This window comes from Aeromonas sp. FDAARGOS 1410 (genome assembly GCF_019048745.1).
GTDB classification, from domain to species: domain Bacteria; phylum Pseudomonadota; class Gammaproteobacteria; order Enterobacterales; family Aeromonadaceae; genus Aeromonas; species Aeromonas jandaei.
Window position 1 is genome coordinate 85,378 of the sequence record NZ_CP077401.1, and the last position, 17,933, is coordinate 103,310.

General features: G+C 58.1%; 17 protein-coding genes. All 17 read right to left on the reverse strand.

Features of this window, described 5'->3' with window-relative positions; all coding sequences use genetic code 11:
- Nucleotides 1-56: 56 nt before the first annotated feature.
- Entirely contained in the window at nt 57-644 is a 588-nt protein-coding gene (locus tag I6L40_RS00380; RefSeq protein WP_033112547.1) for a nucleoside triphosphate pyrophosphatase, read from the reverse strand.
- A gap of 2 nt (nt 645-646) precedes the next feature.
- Nucleotides 647-1,132 (reverse strand): rod shape-determining protein MreD, encoded by a 486-nt coding sequence (mreD, locus tag I6L40_RS00385; protein ID WP_033112548.1) that lies wholly within the window; start codon nt 1,130-1,132, stop codon nt 647-649.
- On the reverse strand, nt 1,132-2,028 hold the full coding sequence (gene mreC, locus I6L40_RS00390; protein WP_033112549.1) for a rod shape-determining protein MreC: 897 nt from the start codon (nt 2,026-2,028) through the stop codon (nt 1,132-1,134). Before mreC ends, mreD begins: the two co-directional genes overlap by 1 nt.
- 42 nt (nt 2,029-2,070) lie before the next feature.
- Nucleotides 2,071-3,111: a rod shape-determining protein gene (locus tag I6L40_RS00395; RefSeq protein WP_005340051.1), complete on the reverse strand. Its 1,041-nt coding sequence runs from the start codon at nt 3,109-3,111 to the stop codon at nt 2,071-2,073.
- Between the two features lie 204 nt (nt 3,112-3,315).
- Complete coding sequence (locus I6L40_RS00400; RefSeq protein WP_216994845.1) at nt 3,316-7,005, reverse strand: DUF6701 domain-containing protein; 3,690 nt, start codon at nt 7,003-7,005, stop codon at nt 3,316-3,318.
- The gene (locus tag I6L40_RS00405; RefSeq protein WP_083593519.1) at nt 7,005-7,430 is read right to left on the reverse strand and encodes an MSHA biogenesis protein MshP; all 426 of its coding nucleotides are present in this window, start codon (nt 7,428-7,430) and stop codon (nt 7,005-7,007) included. The genes I6L40_RS00400 and I6L40_RS00405 overlap by 1 nt, the downstream gene beginning before the upstream one ends.
- Before the next feature lie 37 nt (nt 7,431-7,467).
- Nucleotides 7,468-8,292, reverse strand: coding sequence for a PilW family protein (locus I6L40_RS00410; protein ID WP_143241830.1), 825 nt, complete (start codon nt 8,290-8,292; stop codon nt 7,468-7,470).
- Nucleotides 8,293-8,336: 44 nt separating this feature from the next.
- Entirely contained in the window at nt 8,337-8,897 is a 561-nt protein-coding gene (locus I6L40_RS00415) for a prepilin-type N-terminal cleavage/methylation domain-containing protein (RefSeq protein WP_071914109.1), read from the reverse strand.
- Entirely contained in the window at nt 8,884-9,393 is a 510-nt protein-coding gene (locus tag I6L40_RS00420) for a Tfp pilus assembly protein FimT/FimU (RefSeq protein ID WP_071914106.1), read from the reverse strand. The genes I6L40_RS00415 and I6L40_RS00420 overlap by 14 nt, the downstream gene beginning before the upstream one ends.
- A 60-nt stretch (nt 9,394-9,453) precedes the next feature.
- The gene (locus I6L40_RS00425) at nt 9,454-9,921 is read right to left on the reverse strand and encodes a prepilin-type N-terminal cleavage/methylation domain-containing protein (RefSeq protein WP_043851019.1); all 468 of its coding nucleotides are present in this window, start codon (nt 9,919-9,921) and stop codon (nt 9,454-9,456) included.
- Between the two features lie 14 nt (nt 9,922-9,935).
- Nucleotides 9,936-10,607 carry an MSHA fimbrial major subunit MshB gene (gene mshB, locus I6L40_RS00430; RefSeq protein ID WP_104016474.1) on the reverse strand — a complete coding sequence of 224 codons (672 nt, stop codon included), beginning with the start codon at nt 10,605-10,607 and terminating at the stop codon, nt 9,936-9,938.
- A gap of 79 nt (nt 10,608-10,686) precedes the next feature.
- Nucleotides 10,687-11,148 carry a hypothetical protein gene (locus tag I6L40_RS00435; RefSeq protein ID WP_071914104.1) on the reverse strand — a complete coding sequence of 154 codons (462 nt, stop codon included), beginning with the start codon at nt 11,146-11,148 and terminating at the stop codon, nt 10,687-10,689.
- Nucleotides 11,149-11,182: 34 nt separating this feature from the next.
- Nucleotides 11,183-12,403 (reverse strand): type II secretion system F family protein, encoded by a 1,221-nt coding sequence (locus I6L40_RS00440; RefSeq protein ID WP_033112557.1) that lies wholly within the window; start codon nt 12,401-12,403, stop codon nt 11,183-11,185.
- 3 nt (nt 12,404-12,406) lie between these two features.
- On the reverse strand, nt 12,407-14,116 hold the full coding sequence (gene mshE, locus I6L40_RS00445; protein WP_071914100.1) for an MSHA fimbrial ATPase MshE: 1,710 nt from the start codon (nt 14,114-14,116) through the stop codon (nt 12,407-12,409).
- 57 nt (nt 14,117-14,173) lie between these two features.
- A complete protein-coding gene (locus tag I6L40_RS00450) occupies nt 14,174-15,268 on the reverse strand; it encodes a lipopolysaccharide assembly protein LapB (protein ID WP_216994846.1) in 1,095 nt (364 codons plus the stop codon).
- Entirely contained in the window at nt 15,265-16,155 is an 891-nt protein-coding gene (locus I6L40_RS00455) for an ExeA family protein (protein ID WP_071914096.1), read from the reverse strand. Before I6L40_RS00455 ends, I6L40_RS00450 begins: the two co-directional genes overlap by 4 nt.
- A 92-nt stretch (nt 16,156-16,247) precedes the next feature.
- Complete coding sequence (mshL, locus tag I6L40_RS00460) at nt 16,248-17,918, reverse strand: pilus (MSHA type) biogenesis protein MshL (protein WP_071914094.1); 1,671 nt, start codon at nt 17,916-17,918, stop codon at nt 16,248-16,250.
- Nucleotides 17,919-17,933: the final 15 nt, after the last annotated feature.

Genomic DNA, 17,933 nt, shown 5'->3' on the forward strand with positions numbered 1-17,933 from the left:
AGCCAATCCGGTACAACGCGCGCAAGGACGAACGCAGCAGCACAGCTGACGGGAAATTACCTGAGCTGTTCCAGATGATGCTTGATCAGCAGATCCGTTTCCAGCAGGGGCAGGCCGACCACGGCGCTGTAGCTCCCCTCGATACGGCTGACGAACTTGCCAGCAATACCCTGAATGCCGTAGGCCCCGGCCTTGTCACAGGGCTCACCGGTCTGCCAGTAGGCCTCGATTTCGGCCTCGTCCAGCTTGCGAAATGCCACGTTGGTGGTGACCAGGCGCACGTCACAACGATCCTTGCTGGCCAGCGCCACCGCCGTCATCACCTGATGTACCTTGCCGGAGAGCGCCTCCAGCATGTCTTTCGCATCGAGCAGATCGGACGGTTTCTCCAGCACTCTGTCGCCCAGCACCACTATGGTATCGGCGCCCAGCACCGGCAATGCGTCAGGTGCGATGGCCACACCGGCCATCGCCTTGTCGCGGGCGAGGCGGCAGACATAATCCTGCGCCTTTTCACCCTCTTCCCGCTGCTCGGGCACATCGAGTTTCAACACCTCGAAGCGGTAACCAAGCTGGGTCAGCAGTTCGCGACGACGGGGGGAACCCGACGCAAGATAGAGTTGCAGTTCGTTGTTTTTGCTCATATTTACCTGATATTGAAGCGGCGCCGCACTTTGCGCAACACCAGAAACACCCAGGGCCATATTAGCATCGTCGTCAACGTCGACCAAAAGTAGGCGAAGTTGAGGCTGGCCCGGCTAAACAGGTGCTCGGCCCAGAAGACCGTCAGTTTGCCCACCAGCGAGAGGCAGCCGATGATCAGCGCCTGCTGCCAGAGGGAGAAGTTGCGGATCTTCTGAAACTGGAATGCCGCCAGATAGGTGGTGATGGCCATCGCCATGGCGCGCACGCCGAGGGTGCTGCCAAGCAGCACATCCAGCAGCAGACCGGCCACCCAGGCGGTACCAACGTTGGTCCGGTGCGGCAACGCCAGTGCCCAGTAGATGAGCACCATGGCCAGCCAGTCCGGACGGAATGGATCAAATTCAAAGGGAAGCGGCAGGATCGACAGGCTTAAAGCCAGCAGGATCGAGATCCAGATCCAGATCCTGCCACTGGCGGGTTGCAGCATCAGCGAGTTGCTCCTGCGGCGGACGCAGCGGCAGCAGGGGCCGGGCGTTCGCCATCCTTGTCATTTACCTCGGGCTTCTTGTCGGTCCACAGCAGCAGCAGATAGCGCAACCGATCCAGCTCGACCAGCGGTTTGGCCTCGATCTGGGCGAAGGGCTTACCCTCCACATACTCGGAACGAGTCACGGTCGCCACCGGATAACCTTCCGGGAAGCGGCCGCCAAGACCTGAGGTGACCAGCAGATCACCCACCTGAATATCGGTGTTGCGCGGCAGGTTGCGCAGCTCCAGCTTGTCGAGCTCGCCACTGCCGGAAGCGATGGCGCGCAAATCGTTGCGCAGCACCCGCACCGGAATGCCGTGGCTGGAGTCGGTGATCAGCAGCACGCGACTGGTGGTGGAGCCCACATGGAGCACCTGACCAATCACACCCTGATCGTTGATCACAGCCTGACCGTTGTAGACGCCATCCAGCGCCCCCTTGTTGATCAGCACCTGATGGCTGAAGGGGTCGGAGTCCACCGACAGCAGCTCGGCCACCATCTTGCGGGACTCTTTGTGTACCGGCGAACCGAGCAGCTCACGCAGCCGCTGGTTCTCGTGCTCCAGCTGATCCATTTTGAGCAGGCGGGCGCGCAGGGTGAACAGCTGCTGCTCCTGCTGCTTGGTCTGCTCGATGAGATCGGCGCGGGTCTGCACCTGGGTCGACATGGTGTCGAGCAGGGTGCCGGGCGCATTGGCCATGTACTGCAACGGACTGACTAACGAACTGAGGTAGACGCGGACGTGGCTGAACACACCGAAGCGAGAATCCGCGACGATGGCAGCAATGGAGATGATGACGGCGAGAAACAACCGTAACTGAAGCGAAGGGCCTCTACCAAAAATGGGTTTCATGGGTCGTCAAAAAAGAGCCGGCACGCTGGCCGGCTTTGGGTCTTATTCGTAGTGGAACAGATCGCCACCGTGCATATCGATCAGCTCCAGCGCCTTGCCGCCGCCACGGGCCACACAGGTGAGGGGATCTTCGGCAACGACGACAGGGATACCGGTCTCTTCCATCAGCAGACGGTCGATATCTTTCAGCAGCGCACCACCACCTGTCAGCACCATGCCGCGCTCGGAGATGTCGGAAGCCAGTTCCGGCGGAGACTGCTCCAGCGCCACCATCACGGCAGCCACGATACCGGACAGCGGCTCTTGCAGCGCTTCCAGGATCTCGTTGGAGTTGAGGGTAAAGCTGCGCGGTACACCTTCAGCCAGGTTGCGACCACGGACTTCGATCTCGCGCACCTCTTCGCCCGGGTAGGCGGAACCGATCTCGTGCTTGATGCGCTCGGCAGTAGCTTCACCGATCAGGCTGCCGTAGTTGCGACGGACGTAGCTGATGATCGCTTCGTCAAACTTGTCGCCACCGATACGGACAGACTGGGAGTAAACCACACCGTTCAGGGAGATGATGGCCACTTCGGTAGTACCACCACCGATATCAACCACCATGGAACCGGTCGCTTCGGAGACCGGCAAGCCGGCACCGATGGCAGCGGCCATAGGCTCGTCGATCAGGTAAACCTCGCGGGCACCGGCACCCAGAGCGGATTCCTTGATGGCGCGACGCTCAACCTGAGTGGAGCCACACGGTACACACACCAGCACACGTGGGCTGGGGCGGAAATAGTTGTTGTCGTGAACCTGCTTGATGAAGTGCTGCAGCATCTTCTCGGTCACGTAAAAATCGGCAATCACGCCGTCTTTCATCGGGCGGATCGCGGAGATGTTGCCCGGGGTACGGCCCAGCATCTGCTTGGCGGCATGACCGACAGCAGCGACCGATTTGGCGTTCCCGCGCTCTTGGCGAATGGCGACAACTGAGGGTTCGTTAAGGACGATCCCTTGATCTTTTACATAGATCAGGGTGTTGGCAGTTCCCAAATCGATCGACAGATCGTTGGAAAAGACGCCTCTGAGCTTTTTGAACATGGCTACGGGAAATCCTAAGAATTTGGAGGTGCAGAAAACCGGCTAACTTTACCAATGCCCACCCCAATGGGCAAGCGCTCAAACTGTCGCCAATCAATCAAGCGCGACAAAAGTGCGAGTCATTACTCACTTGCTCAGGCTTGCCAGCCCTCATAAACAGGGTGTGGGGGGGAGAAGATGCTCCTCACCCCCTGTTGTGGCACTTCAACGCAATATTTCACGGCGATAGATAATTCTGTCATTACCGCGGGTCGAACCGAAGATAGCCTCCCCTTGCAGGGTCAGCGGATCAGAGAGCCAGAGCGGTGATGAGGGTTGCTTCGCCAGGTCCACCTTGTAGGGAATACGTACTGCGATCCCGGGTCTGGCAAACTGGAACAGGATCTCGCCATCTTTTGCCATACCCGACATAGCACCGGGAGGTGTGCTGCCCAGCCCCAGCTTGATGGGTAACCCCACACCCAGATTCAGACTACTGCTTGCCGCATCAAACGAGTGACTTGGATTGAGGAACGCAATCCCCTGACCAGCAAGGGATAGCTGAGTGCACTGATCCAGCTTGTTTAACACCCAGTTGCCCGCTTCGTAATATTGCAGCTGCAACGGCACCGCCAAATCTGCCGACGCCAAACCGGCCTGAGTACCGGCAAACAAGCGCCCAAAATAGGCCTGCATTGGCACGCTATCGATCAATCTTGCATTGCAAGCAGCCCCGCTACAATTGCCAACTACTGCATCGTTGAAGTCAGGCGTAGCGATCAAGGTATTGCCGCCGTCGTTGTCGTTCATATAGAGGCCGAACAGCAGCGACTTATAGGGACCATCCGGCTGGGTATCAGAAAGACGAGCCAACGACGTGGTGCCGTTATTCAACACCGCCTTACCGTTGGCCCATGGCAGCGAAGCAAGGCTGGTCAGCCGGCTCGCCAGAGATTTGCCGTCCTTGTTGTTGGCGACGGAAATATAGGCACTGCCCTTGGCGAAGGCGCCAGTATAGTTCTGGGTCTGTCCCCCGGACTGGTTGCGAGCCCGCACATCCAGCGTCACCCCAAAAGGTTGCCCCATGTAGGAGAAGACGTTGCAGGCCGGCATTATGTCGCCACTGACCAGATTGAAGTCGGTCGGCACAAAACGCCCCAGTGGCGCGCTCTGGGCTGAAGGGATGGTATAACCGAAGTAACCATTGGCTGGCGGGGTTGCCGTCATGCTGAATACCCCAACCTCGTTCACCGTCTGGTTGACGGTGTTGATACTGTTGGTTGCCGCCGCATGGTTATAGGTTGCGGTTCCTACCGTGGCATTGGTACCAGGTGTTGGCGCAACCAGGGTAGTGCCAAGGGCAATACCATTCAGGACAAAGTTGGGAGTGGCCTGATTCCCCGTACAGAGATCGTTGTCACTACCTGACTCCCAGGCCATAGCCTGGATCTGGATCGGGAAAGTCGCCCCCGTCTTTCGGAAAACCGGGCAGCTTGCGTAATTGCCGGAACAGCTACCACTGGAGCTGGTGATACAGAGCCCCACCGGCCGAGCCACAAACTGATCCGATCCTGTCATGATCAGGCCGGCTTCATTGCCACTACCGTCATAGCGGGCATCCAGCTGCACCTGACCGGCATCGGGATACGCGACCGTTATGGAAGATTGCCCCTGAGCATCAAAAGCGAGAGAGAGGGGGGTTGCAGCGCCCTGACTGGCACCAATCGTACTGCCGTTGACGCTCATCTGGCTGTTATAGGGGTTATTGGCAGGGGTGATATAGCTGCTCCAGAACTTGACGCTCTTGGTCTGACTGGCAAAGCCCGGCACGCACTGCTTGGTCACATCGCTTTTTTTGACCGCCTTGATGGTGACCGTCTGTGGCTGATTGGAATAGGTATCAGGCACATCGAAGAAGAAGCCGCTGTCGGCAAAACTCAGAGTGCAGGCCGCCGAGCTGAGTGTACCGCTACCCGCTTTACAGAGTGTGGTACTGAAAGGCTTGGTCGTTGGCGAAGAGCCGGATACCCCTATGGTCACCGAACTGGCCGTATTGTTGCGCAGTTGCACCGTTGTCGTGCCGCCGGTAAAAGTAACCGTATTGCCACCTATCCAACCATTGCTGGCAGAAGTGGGAGTAAGACTCAGAGTCGCGGTCACCGGGTCTGTGATTAGCGTGGTACAAGCTGGATTGGCGCACGCCTTGATCGTCACAGTTTCAGGATTGCAGGTCAGTGCCTGACCTGAGTGATAGAGCTCGAAGTGGTCAATCTGCACACCGACGGGATTGGAGCGCAAAGCACAAATCTGAACGTTATCGAGCTCGTGTATATTCGTCGATCCACCTGTGGAGCCTGTAAGGGAAAGCAGGAAATCATTGGGCACCTGAGATTGACCGCTCAGGCTCTGGGCATTGAACCAGTCGATCAGTGTGACGTAACCGCTACCGGTATCCCGTTCCACTTTGACCAACGACTGCCCGGTAATGCGGGAATCGATTGTGAGCTGGTACTTGTGATTGGAACCGCCATTGCCATCAACCGTCGGGCTCAGACAGTTACTGAAGGTGTTGGTTGTCCCATTGTTGCAGGCGCCTCTGAGATAGTTGTAACCACTGGTTCCGGAACCAGAGCCCCTAATGGCGACCGACTGTCGCCGCTGCCCGACGTTGGTCGTGCCGCCCTCGCCCGAATAGTTACCGAACTCGTCGAAGCCAATCCCCAACCAACCTCCGGCAAAGCCGGAGATACCTGGCTTGAAACCATAGCCAAGCGGACCACCAAATGCTCCAGGCTGCGGTGTCACTGTCGCATCGGATAGCACTACCGCCATCCCATCAGCCCCGTTGCCGCCGTATGCATAGTGGTTAAAGGAGATAGTCACCAGATTGCTCGCAGCAGGAAATAGGCGCTGATAGGTCGTCGAGGTAGCCTGATTGCCTACAGCCTGAGTGATACGCAAGCGACCACTGACAATTGAGGGAGTGAAGGAGCCGCTGCTGGTTTTCACCACCCAGTCGCTGCTCAGGGTACCGGACGAGAAGTTATCGCTAAAGCAGGTCAGTGACGGGGTAAACGCCTGATCATTAATGGCGCTGCTACTGGCCATGGTCAGGGAGCGGCTGGTGGCACGTCCATTGATGACCGAGGTGTTGTTCATCACCAGAGAAGCATCTGAATAGACATAGCCATTGAGCAAAGTATCGCTGTTGAGCGTGATGTCCTGATAACCGAAAAGCAGCAAGGACCCCATGCTGGAGCGATTCAAAACGGCGCCATTGAGCTGTGCAGACTGATTGACGAAGATCCGCACATCACCCTGTATCTCGATCTCGGCCCCCTGATTGAGGATCAGCTGATCGATCCAGTAATCCCCGCTTGGCAGCACCAGCTTGGCGCCGCTACCCGCTTCCAGTTTCTGGATCCGGTAATCGCTACGGGCAGAGGAGAAGGTGACGGTACAACTGTTATAGAGAGATAGATTGGAAAACTGGTACTGGCTCGCACTACCCAGGTTGATACTTTGCCCGGCAGTGCAAAAAGAGATGCCGCCACTGCTGCCATTACCGGTTAGAAAGGAATTCGCGCCATTTGTAGAAAGGCCTTGAATAGTATTAGTTGCAATAGTGCATAATCTTCTGCTGCCATTGGCATTATCACAGCTATCAGTGGGCATGCCGGAACCTTGATTGGAATAGCAGAAGTTGAGAGAGCTACCTCCAGTTCCGGTTATCTTGGCGCTGTTATTCATGGTTAAAGTGGAATAATTATTTCCCCACCAGCCACACCAACCATTACCAGCCCCACCATGTCCTTGCACAACCGCAGGAAAATAGGTTGAGTTGTTGATAGTCTGAAACGCCCCGGCCGCGCTACTGAATATCCAGAAGACCAGCATCAACCAAACCTTGCGCATCAGGGTGTACCTCCATCAAAAGCTTCCACCATCACGGTTCTGCTCACCATAAAATCAGGGCTATCCGAGGTGAGGTCACTTGTTCCGCATGTACCAACACTCTCCAGTCTATAGCCGTTGGTCACGGTTCCGTTGTAAGTTACCGGCACACTGCCGCAACGCACCACAGCCTGACACCCCGCAAGCCCGGGGTTGGCGGTAAAGTTGACTGAAGTGGTTGCCGGGCACAACGCGGGAGGAGCCGGCTGGGCGAGAGTACGATTGGGAAACAACCGATAGAGCGCCACTTCCAGCCCACTCTGTGCCGCCAGCAGGGCCCGCACACTGCGCACCTCCACGGTATTTTTCTCGCCGCTGTCGACCAGAAAACGGCCCATGGCCGCAGCCAGCAGTGCCATGACCACAATGACGAAGAGCGCGATCATCAGGGCGCTCCCCTGTATAGCTCTGGGCGGGCGCGAATCAAGGGACATTGAGCACCTCGATCTTGTGGTTGAACGTGACCGACTCCCCCTTGCGCTCGAATACGAAGCGCATGCCAAACTCCCCTTCCGCGTTGAAGGCTGAGGTTTCCCGATAGAAATTGCCGGAAGCAAGAGAATCGGCCATCAACACGCCGGTGGCAGGCAAGGATGCACTGATGGCAGCACTTGCCCGGGTGATCGTGCTGCCCTCCACGCAATAGCGAACCTGCTGATTGGCAAAATAAACCCGGCTCCCCGGCGAAAGGCCAGCCAGACTCTCGGCACTGGTATAGCGGATGGATTGTGCACCGGATACCGGAGTCTGCACTGCTGTGACGTTGGCCACGCAGCGCCCGTAATCACAACCACTGCTCAGGGAACTCGCACTGGAATTGGGTAACGGAAAGACCACCATCAGATCACCGACTTTGACTGCAGTCGCATCAGTGCTCAGGGGATCCGTCGCAGCGGCAGGCGTTGCCATCACCAGCTCCAGCGTGGAGCTGCTACCAGATACCGTTTTGTTCAGGGCAAGGTAGCGGCTGGAGGTGCTGATGGGCCAGAAACGCAGGCAGACACCGGAATCAACCCAGAGGCCGCCCGCAGTCTCGATCCGCTCAGAACCGGGTACCGCATTGCGCAACTCGCGGTTTAGCCGCTCCATAGCGAAACGGGCATCGCTCATCAGCTGCTCACGACTGCTGGCATCGCCGTAGATCTGGGTACCAATACCGATAAACTGGCTGGTAAAGGTCGCCATTATCCCGAGCAGCAAAATTACCATCACCAGCTCGACCAGAGTAAAACCGCTGGCTGAGCGCAAAGCGGTAGGGACAGTGCTATGGCTCCGTTGGATAACTCTGCCCATCAGTAATTCCCCCGATAGAAGGAGAAATCGAGCACGCTCTGATTGGGCAGGCGAACCTGCAAATCGATGCGCTTGCCTACCGAGCAGGGTGCCGTACAGTTCTTGAAGGTACCATCGCTGAAATCAACGGCACTGACAGCGATTTTGACCTGATAGTTGCGATACTCAGCGCTGCCGATACCTGACGAAGTCTGGGTAAACCAGCTGGCATCCCGCCAGTTGCCTGCCGTATCGAAGTCATCCACATCGTTGTAGGCGTAGGGGGCTGGCTCACCATCAGAACCATAACTGCCTGAACAGGGTGCAATCGTCACACCGGCAACCTGTTCGCCACAGCGATAACGCCCGCCATTATGATCCGACTGCTCATCAAACGACTTTTGCAGGATCTCGCCAGTCAGGCGCTGGGCCAACTGGGCGGCACGCACCTGCTGCACCGGATCAACCGCCTGCGGCGCCTGATTGATGAGTAAACCGAGAATGCCGGTCAGCGCCACCGCCAGCAGCACTATGCCGACGATCAGCTCGATCAGGGTAAAACCGCGTTCAGGGGTTCTCATGGATATAGCCCTCTGACTCGATCCTGATTGCCCCCGTCTCGCGACCATCGCTTACCTGCAGGGTACATCCCGCACTGCAAACCCCGATTGGTCGTCCCATCTGATCGAAACGGAGCACAAAGCTGCTGTTGTTATTGAGGGAGATAGTCATACCGGCAGAAGGGGTGACCGGACGACCACGGGTGCGTTGATTGCCACTCCAGCTGGCAATGGCGCCAGGTGCGGGACAAACTGCGCCGGCAACAGCCTGGGTAATATGAGCAAAACTGGATGCATCGACCACCAGCTGGGTGCAGCGGTTGGCAGGCTCATGCATATTGACTGTCTGCACCAAGCGCAGCCGGGTCAGCAACTCATCACGCAAACTTTGAGTTTCAAAGCCGCCTTTGCCCAGCCATTTGGGCACGGCAAAGGCGGCCAGAATCCCGAGTAATAGGATGACAATAACTAATTCAATAAGGGTAAAACCATGTCTGCCAATTAATCCTTGTCGCATGCCACAATTACCCATTTGAAGAAGGCTGAGAGCAAACTCTCAGCCTTCAGTATCATCTTGTTAATTACAAGCGTTCGTGACTGCAGATGGAACCGCAGTTGAAGTAGCTTCGGTATAAGTTACATAGCAAGTTGCCGAACTGGTAGATACTCCGTTCGGGAAAATCTTGATGGATGCAGGGTTAGAACCTGTCGGGGCTGCAAACACCCAATCATTTGCGTTCAGCTCAACAACGGCGGACAAAGCAGCTGAAGTCGCAACAGGGTAGCCAAACAGAGTCGAAACTGTCTTGCCATTGCCCAGATCCAAGGTATAAGCAGTACTTTCTTTATCTTTGCCTTTAAGCACAGCCTTGCTGTAAACCATGGCGCCAGCCGAGCTCAAGGATCCTTCAACCCCTTTCAAAGTGGACGTTCTTGCATCATCCTGCAGATTCAGGAACTTGGGCGCGGCAGTCACTGCCAGAATACCCAGAATGATGATCACGATAACCAGTTCGATCAGGGTAAAACCCGCCTGTTTTTTCATTGCACTTTCCTCTGTCAATTAATGTTGGTGGTCACCTGACCGGAGGCCGGACGGTAACTGAAACTCATAAATGCATCAGTACTGCCTTGCGGATCCTGATACTTGCCATCGCTGCCCTTACTTAAACTATTGACCAGATAGTAACGGCAGACCGAATCCAGTCCATTACTGCTCACGGTGGCATAGTATTTCAGGTCATTACCACTACCGCGCACTTCACTGAAGCTGGCCGTAGCCTTGGGCGGGTTTTGCAGCAACCCCTCCCAAATTTTCAGACACCGCGCAGCCGTCAGATTGGCAGGATCCACATCGGGAGTGCCGCCAGCTGCGGTATCCATCGGATAACCCGGCGATAACTCGCCGTTGCTGATCTGGGTATCGGTCGGTGTTGTGAGATAGAAACGGGAACCGTCATAGAGTACGGTGTTGAGGCTATCCTGTTTGGCCCGACCCTCGGCTTCCCACTGGGCCCGCACCAGAGATACCCCGGTAGCAAAACCGCCGGAGACCCCCTCGACACTGGCCTTCTTCGCCTCGTCAGTCACATCGAGAAAACGGGGCAACGCCGTTACCGCCAGGATCCCCAGGATCACGATGACGATCACCAGCTCAATCAGAGAGAAACCTGCCGTCCGTTTCATCATCCCTCTCATTGGCACTCTCAGTGCCGTTGATTTCATTGTCATGCACCCTCCCCAATAGAGCCTGTATTATTTCATGCAGACTCAAAAAAATCATGCCGTTAGGCTCTATCATCGCCCTTGTTCAAGGTGATTTAATCACGCGCCCGTCAGAAAATTGATAAAAGAGCCAATAACCATCCCACCCGATGTCGCAACCACTGCCATCGGCGCGGGCCAGAAACTGCAGAGGAGGTAGATCCTCCTGCTGTTCTCCCATCAGCGCCAGCCACAGCTGCCGGCAATCAGCGGAAGGGGATTGCAGTGGCGACAGACCAAGTGGCCAGCCTCGCTCATCGAAATGCCAGCCCTGCTCACCCACATAGAGCGTCCGGGGCCGCCGCTCATCGAGCCAGAGGCCGTGCAAACGTTGTGCCCGTTCGGCAAATTGCACACCCAGCAGGGTGAGAGTGAGTTGCTGTGCCTCCTCCCGGTTGTGCTGATAAGTGCGCGCCAGCGTAGCCACGATAATCATCAGCAGGATCACCACCGCAATCCGCCGATAGCCGCCGAGCCAGCGGTCATCCTGCACTGCCTGTCTGCTCATCCAGCCCTCGACTCCCCGCGGCTACGCCAGCAAATTACTTGCCTCTTACGGCTCTCATCATGTCCCACATCGGTGTGAAGATACCCAGCGCCAGGATCAGCACCATCACAGCGACAATCCCAATCAGGATCGGCTCGATCCGCGCGGTGAGGCTCTTGAGGTCATAGTCGACCTCTCGCTCGTAATATTCAGCTGCTTCATGGAGCAGGTCATCGACTTGACCGGTCTCTTCACCCACCGCAATCATCTGCATTACCAGCGGGGTGAACAGTCCGCTGCTGCTGGCGGTGCGCAGCAGGCTCTCGCCCCGCTCGATCCCGGCCCGCATATCACGGATCCGGCCAGCCATCCAAGCGTTATCCACCGCATCAGCAACCAGCGTCAGGGCCGTATTGAGTGGTACCCCGGCTTTAAGCATCATGGAAAAACTGCGGGCAAAACGGGCCAGCAGAGAGCGCTCTATGATGGTTCCGACGATAGGCAACCTGAGTTGCCAGCGATGCCAGGTCAGCTTGCCCTTGGGGGTCGCTACCCAGCGCCGCCAGCTGACAACAATAGCAATCAGGGTGGCGAGCATCAGCCACCAGTAGTGCACAAAGAAGTGAGAGGTCGCGAGCAGGATCCGGGTCGCCAGCGGCAGCTCCACCCCGAATTTGGCAAACATGCCGGCAAAGACCGGTATCACCATGATATTGAGGATCACCATGGCAATGCCGATGGCGATCAGCACGAAGCTGGGATAACGCATCGCCGTCTTGATCCGCTTGCGGGTCTCCAGCTCCAGCTCGAAATAGGTGGCAAGCTGCAGGAAGGCCTCTTCCAGCTGGCCGGTGTTCTCCCCGACGTGGATAATGGCGATAAAGAGACTGCTGAATACTCTGGGGTGAGCCTGCATCGAGCTCGACAAGGGTCGGCCGTTGCCAAGATCCTCTCCCAGCGCATGGAGCGCACGTTTGAGCGGCTTGCTATGGGTGCTCTCCTCCAGCCCGGCGATGGCGCGTAAGATCGGGATCCCGGCCCGGGTCAGGGCATACATCTGGCGGCAGAAGATCACCAGCTCGTCGAGTTTGACACCACCTTCCAGCAACAGCGACCAGTTAAGCTCAGCCCCCTTGGCCTTGCCCGGCTTGAGCTCGGTAGGCATCACACCACGGCGCATCAATTGCTCGGCCGCAGCCATTTCGTTGGCCGCCTCCACCACACCGCTGGTAGCGTTGCCCTGGCTGTCGCGCCCCTTGTAGGCAAAGTTAGCCATCGCTTACCCCAAATCCTCGGCCAGCCGGAGCACCTCATCCACCGAGGTGATCCCCTCACGGGCATAATCGAGGGCAGTGAGGGCCAGCGGCCGATAGTGCTCATGCTGACGGGCCGCCTTGGCAAAACCCTCAGCGTCATTGCGGCGCAGTGCATCCATCATCGGTTGATCCAGCTCCAGCAACTCGTACACCCCGATCCGGCCCGAATAACCGGTGAAGTTGCAGCTCTGGCAACCACGCCCCTTGTGATAGGTATGCTGCCCGGGGGCCTCTCCCGAGAGCACGGTAAGCCAGGTCGTCTGTCCTTCGTCCGGCACCTTCTCCTCGACACAGTGTTCGCAGATCCGTCTCACCAGTCGCTGGGCAACAACCGCCCGCAGGGCACTGGCCACCAGATAGCCCGGAGCCCCCATATCGATCAGGCGCAGGGCACTGGTCACCGCATCGTTGGTGTGCAGGGTAGTCAACACCAGATGACCGGTGATGGCGCCGCGCAGGCCGATCTCCACCGTCTCGTTGTCGCGCATCTCGCCCACCAGCAGGATGTCCGGGTCCTGACGCAAGGTAGAACGCAGCACGTGGGAGAAGGTGAGGCCAATCTTGGGGTTGACCTGCACCTGGCTGATGCGAGGCAAACGGTACTCCACCGGGTCTTCAACCGTGATGATCTTCTGGCTCGCCTGATTGAGCTCGGAGAGGGCACCATAGAGGGTCGTAGTCTTGCCGCTACCGGTCGGGCCTGTCACCAGGATCATGCCGTGTGGCCGTTTGAGCTGACGGCGGAAACGGGTCAGGATATCGGACGGCATTCCGGTTTCGGTCAGCGAGAGGATCCCCGAGGATTGATCCAGCAGACGCATCACCACCGACTCGCCATACTGCACCGGCATGGTAGACATCCGCACGTCCACATCACGGCCGCGCACCTTCATGTTGAAACGGCCATCCTGCGGCAAGCGCTTCTCGGAGATATCGAGCCCCGCCACCAGCTTGAGACGCAGCACCAACGCCTGAGCGATACGCACCTCGTTGAGGATATTTTCATGGAGGATGCCGTCGATCCGCTGGCGAATGCGCAGCACCTTCTCGTCCGGCTCGATATGGATATCCGAGGCGCCAACCTGCACCGCGTCTTCAAACAGGGAGCGCAGCAGCTTGGCCACCGTCGCCTCCCCCTCATCATTAGCTCCCAGATTGCTGGAGCCCAGCTCGAAGCCGGAGTCCTGATACTCCTCCTGCAGCTGTTCGGCGAAGCTCTCGATTTCGCGGGTACGGCGGTAGAGACGGTCGAAATACTCCAGCAGCTGCCCTTCTCGGGCAACCGCCAGCACCATGATGCGCGGGCTTAGCAACGCAGCGATGGCATCCAGTGCACTCAGATCGGCCGGGTCCGACATGGCCACCGTCACCCGATCGTCGGTGAGATTGACCGCCAGCGCCCGGTAACGGCGCGCCTGCACCTCGGGCAACAGCGGCACCGCGGCAGCATCTATGGTGAGGTTGTTGAGATCGAAGAAGGGTACATCCAGCTGACGGGCGAGGAACTGCAGCAACTGCACCTCGCTGATAAAGCCGAGGTCGATGAGGGTGGTGCCCAGCTTGCGGCCGGTCTGACGCTGCTGCTGCAGCGCGAGCTGCAGCTGATCATCGGAGATGATCTGTTCCTGTACCAGCAGGTCGCCGAGGCGCATTTTCAGTCTGGGTTGTGCCATTGCTACTCCGATTCCTGTTGTTCTCTTCCCCCCTTGCTCCATCTGATCCGGTGATCGTCAGGGAGCAAGCTGGGCAATCCGTTGTTCCAGCCAGCTGGTGGATGCTTCACCCAAGTTGCCATGCAGCTGGGCATTGCGATAGGCATCGAGGGCACGCTGGCTGTGGCCCTGACCATCCTCGGCCACACCGAGTCCCAGCCACCAGCGCCCCTGATCGGGCTGTTGGCGCAGCAGCTTCACATAGAGATTGGCCGCCTCGACATTCTGTCCCAGCTCCTGTGCCAGTCCAGCCCAGGTGGCGTAATAGTCCAGATTGCTGGCGAGATCGGGCTGATAACCAGCCAACCAGCCCAGCGCCTGCTGCTGCAACCCCTCGCTAATGGCAAGACGGGCCAGTAGCAGGCGAAAATCGGCCTGTTGCGGATCGAGCCGGATCCCCTCCTCCAGCAGCTGGCGTGCCTCGGTCAGCCGCCCTTCTCCGTAGAGCAAGCCGGCCAGCTGTTCACGGGCGCCCTGGTTATAGGGATCGTGGGCCAGCACGTCGTAGTAGTTGTCCTGCGCATCGCGCATATTCCCCTTGGCCATGGCGGTAGTCGCCTTGCGCTCCGAGAGCGCTGCCAGCTCTTTGGGTGACAGCTCGACCGTTTCAATCTTGAGCACGCTCGGCTTGCGCGGTGCGGCGGCAGCCTGCTGCTCCGCAGCCAGCTCGGCATACAGCTCGGGCTGCAGCTCCTCATCGGTCGGCGTCCGCTGGTCAATCTCGCTGGAGGCATCGAAGGGAGCACCTTCCCCCGGCGGAGCCAGAGATGCCTCGTCTTCTGCTTCTTCCTCTGCAGATTCCGCCTGACGGGGCAGAGGCAGGGTAGCGGCCACTTCGGCCGATGCGGCTGAAGCGACCGGCTCGGCAACTCGGGCAACCGCATCGGGAGTGGCCTGCTCACTGACTACATTGGCTTGCGGCGCCACCGCACGGGTTTGCTGCCAGTAGATCCAGGTTCGCCACCCCAGGATCCCGAGCGCCAGCCCGCAGAGCAGGGTGAGCAGCAACATCCACCAACCCTGCTGGCGCGCCGGAGCGACGTAGACGGCCGCCCCTTCGGCACCTTGCTGGCGCTGCTCCAGATCTTTCAGCATCTGGTTGATCACGCTCATGACCAGACTCCATAAGCCAGGGCACATCCCAGCAATAGCAACAGCGGCCACCAGCGCCGCGGCGCAAAGCGGCTGGCATCGTCGGTATCGCGAATGGCGAGCCCTACCAGCCGGCCATCAACCTGACGAGCCCCCTGACCATAGGCCAGCATCAGGCACTTGTGCGCCAGGATGTTGATAAGCCTTGGCACCCCGCGCGAGGCGCGCCACAGCAGGCGCAAGGAGCGGCCGGCGAACAGCGGCGCACCGCGATAGCCGGAGACCTGCAATCTGTGCTCCAGATAGGCACGAGTCTCGTCAAAACTGAGTGGTCGCAGGCGATAGGAGAAGCCAATGCGCTGGCGCAGCTGACGCAGATTGGTTTTGGCCAGCCGCACATCCAGTTCGGGCTGACCAAACAGCACTATCTGCAACAGTTTGCTCGACTCGGTTTCCAGATTGCCAAACAGCCGAATGGCCTCCAGCGTCTCGTCCGGCAGAGCCTGTGCCTCGTCGATCAGAACCACCACCCGACTCCCCTGCTGATGCAGGCTGATCAGATGGCGATGGATGCGATCGGTGAGATCCAGCTCGCTCTGATCCCGCACTGACAGCCCCAGCTCCAGTGCCAGCGCGGTGCGCAGCTCGGCTGGACTGAGGTGGGGATTGGGCAGCCAAGCCAGGCGTACTGGGCACTCTTCCGAGCCCAGCTCGCTCAACAGTTTGCGGCAGAGCAGCGTCTTGCCAGTACCCACTTCGCCGGTCACCTTGATAAACCCTTCCCCCTGAGCCAGCGCCCAGTTGAGCACCTGCAGCGCCTCTTCATGAGGCGGCAGGCCGTAGTAGAAACCGGTGTTGGGGGTAAGGCTGAAGGGCGCCTCCTGCAGGCCGAAATGAGTCAGGTACATCAGTCGTTACCTGCTGCCACGGGCAAGAGGCCTCTGCGAACAAATCGCCGCAGGCCACCCGGAATAAGACTGACCGCTCGCTGAGTCATGAGTTAGCCCTTGGAGGGATACCACTTGTCGAGCAGATCGGCGGAACGCTGCAACTCGTTCTGCCAGGTTCCATCTTCCACCACAGTCGGCTTGAGCAGAATCACTAGCTCCACCTTCCTGTTACTTTCACTGCGGTTGGTAAAGGCTTCGCCCACCCAGGGGATATCGCCCAGTAACGGCACCTTGCTGACAGCCTCCTTCTTGTCGGTCTTCATCAGACCGCCGATGACAATGATGTCGCCATTTTTGGCCTGTACCACGGTATCTGACTCACGAATAGAGCTCTTGGCGAGTGGTAATTCCAGGATGTCGCTGTCAGTCACCTTGATGGTCTTGGTTTGCTCTTCGGTATCAATGACTGAGGGGTGAATATGCAGCAGCACTTTACCCTCTTCATCGATCTGTGGCGTGACATCGAGAGAGATACCCGAGAAGAAAGGAGTCAGCTCAACATTAGGCGTAGTTCGGTCACCACTCGCCGTACTCACCGTTGTAGTCGAAGCATTGGTGACAAAATATTCGTCGGTACCGACTTTAATCACCGCCTTCTGGTTATTGGTGGCGGTAACGCGCGGACTGGAGAGGGTATTCACATCGCCCTGGGTCTTGAGCAGATTGACGGTCACATCGAAGTTGCCGTCGGAAATCTTGAAGCTGGCTCCACCACCGAGCGCGGTAAAGATCTGGTTGGATGTACTGGGCAACTGAGTATTTGCCAGAGAGCCGCCAGTGGTCATCCCCTTGCCATCGGCAGTTGCAGAGAGTTTGTTCCAGTTCACTCCCTGCTCATAGCCTTCGTTAAGCGAGACTTCAAGAATCCGAGCCTCCAGAACCACCTGACGCTTGAGATGATCTTCCGACTGGCTGAGGAACTCACGTACCGCCTTGAGCTCTTTTGGATAGGCCCGCACAGTCACCAGACCCGCCTGTGGGCTAGTGATCACGGCTCGTCCATCCCCGTTGCCAATCAGCGTCTGCAGTGCATCGCGCAGATCGGTCCAGTAGTCGCTATTGCTGTCGGTCTCGATCCGGGTGCCATTGCCACTGCTGTTCGAGTTGCTCGAGTTATTTGTCGTGCTATTGGTCGTGCTGTTGCTGGATGAGCTGTCGAAATTGCTGTTGCTGCCGTTGTTGTTGTCATTGGCAGTCACCCCGCCAGTACTGACCGAGGTGCGGGAGAGGCCGCGCCGGGAGAGCATCAGATAGTTGACCGGGATGGTCTCGGTACGCAGGCCGGCAGGATAGATATGGAAAACACTCCCTTTGCGCTGCACGTCGAAGCCATACATATCGCCAACTACCGCCAGCACTTCGGGCAGGGTGACATCTTTCAGTTCGACCGAGACCAGCCCGGAGACCCCGGGATGCACCGCCACGCTATAGCGGGAGCCCTTGAACAGGGAACCGAAAAACTCCACCGCTTCCACGTCATGGGCAGCAATACGCAGCCGCTTCTCCGACATGGCAACCGGCATCTGCGGCCGGTTCAGTTGCAGCAACTCGCTCTGCACCGACTTGGGCAGCGTGGTCAGGGGGGCATTTTGCTGCTTCTGCTGCTCATTCATCGCCTGCTTGAGCGCGTCCTTGGCCTGGGTTGGCTCCGGGTGCTTGTAGGTAGTGCAGCCTGCGGCCATCATGGCCAAGGTGATCAGACAGAAACGGTGTATTTTCATGTAATTAGTGCACCC

What these genes read in the sequence shown, in the direction of transcription:
- I6L40_RS00405 (WP_083593519.1), bottom strand. Translation starts at nt 7,430, where the DNA reads ATGATCGCGCTCTTCGTCATTGTGGTCATGGCACTGCTGGCTGCGGCC.
- I6L40_RS00455 (WP_071914096.1), bottom strand. Translation starts at nt 16,155, where the DNA reads ATGTACCTGACTCATTTCGGCCTGCAGGAGGCGCCCTTCAGCCTTACC.
- mshE (WP_071914100.1), bottom strand. Translation starts at nt 14,116, where the DNA reads ATGGCACAACCCAGACTGAAAATGCGCCTCGGCGACCTGCTGGTACAG.
- mshB (WP_104016474.1), bottom strand. Translation starts at nt 10,607, where the DNA reads ATGACAATGAAATCAACGGCACTGAGAGTGCCAATGAGAGGGATGATG.
- I6L40_RS00420 (WP_071914106.1), bottom strand. Translation starts at nt 9,393, where the DNA reads ATGCGACAAGGATTAATTGGCAGACATGGTTTTACCCTTATTGAATTA.
- I6L40_RS00450 (WP_216994846.1), bottom strand. Translation starts at nt 15,268, where the DNA reads ATGAGCGTGATCAACCAGATGCTGAAAGATCTGGAGCAGCGCCAGCAA.
- I6L40_RS00440 (WP_033112557.1), bottom strand. Translation starts at nt 12,403, where the DNA reads ATGGCTAACTTTGCCTACAAGGGGCGCGACAGCCAGGGCAACGCTACC.
- I6L40_RS00400 (WP_216994845.1), bottom strand. Translation starts at nt 7,005, where the DNA reads ATGCGCAAGGTTTGGTTGATGCTGGTCTTCTGGATATTCAGTAGCGCG.
- mshL (WP_071914094.1), bottom strand. Translation starts at nt 17,918, where the DNA reads ATGAAAATACACCGTTTCTGTCTGATCACCTTGGCCATGATGGCCGCA.
- I6L40_RS00395 (WP_005340051.1), bottom strand. Translation starts at nt 3,111, where the DNA reads ATGTTCAAAAAGCTCAGAGGCGTCTTTTCCAACGATCTGTCGATCGAT.
- I6L40_RS00380 (WP_033112547.1), bottom strand. Translation starts at nt 644, where the DNA reads ATGAGCAAAAACAACGAACTGCAACTCTATCTTGCGTCGGGTTCCCCC.
- mreD (WP_033112548.1), bottom strand. Translation starts at nt 1,132, where the DNA reads ATGCTGCAACCCGCCAGTGGCAGGATCTGGATCTGGATCTCGATCCTG.
- I6L40_RS00415 (WP_071914109.1), bottom strand. Translation starts at nt 8,897, where the DNA reads ATGAGAACCCCTGAACGCGGTTTTACCCTGATCGAGCTGATCGTCGGC.
- I6L40_RS00425 (WP_043851019.1), bottom strand. Translation starts at nt 9,921, where the DNA reads ATGAAAAAACAGGCGGGTTTTACCCTGATCGAACTGGTTATCGTGATC.
- mreC (WP_033112549.1), bottom strand. Translation starts at nt 2,028, where the DNA reads ATGAAACCCATTTTTGGTAGAGGCCCTTCGCTTCAGTTACGGTTGTTT.
- I6L40_RS00435 (WP_071914104.1), bottom strand. Translation starts at nt 11,148, where the DNA reads ATGAGCAGACAGGCAGTGCAGGATGACCGCTGGCTCGGCGGCTATCGG.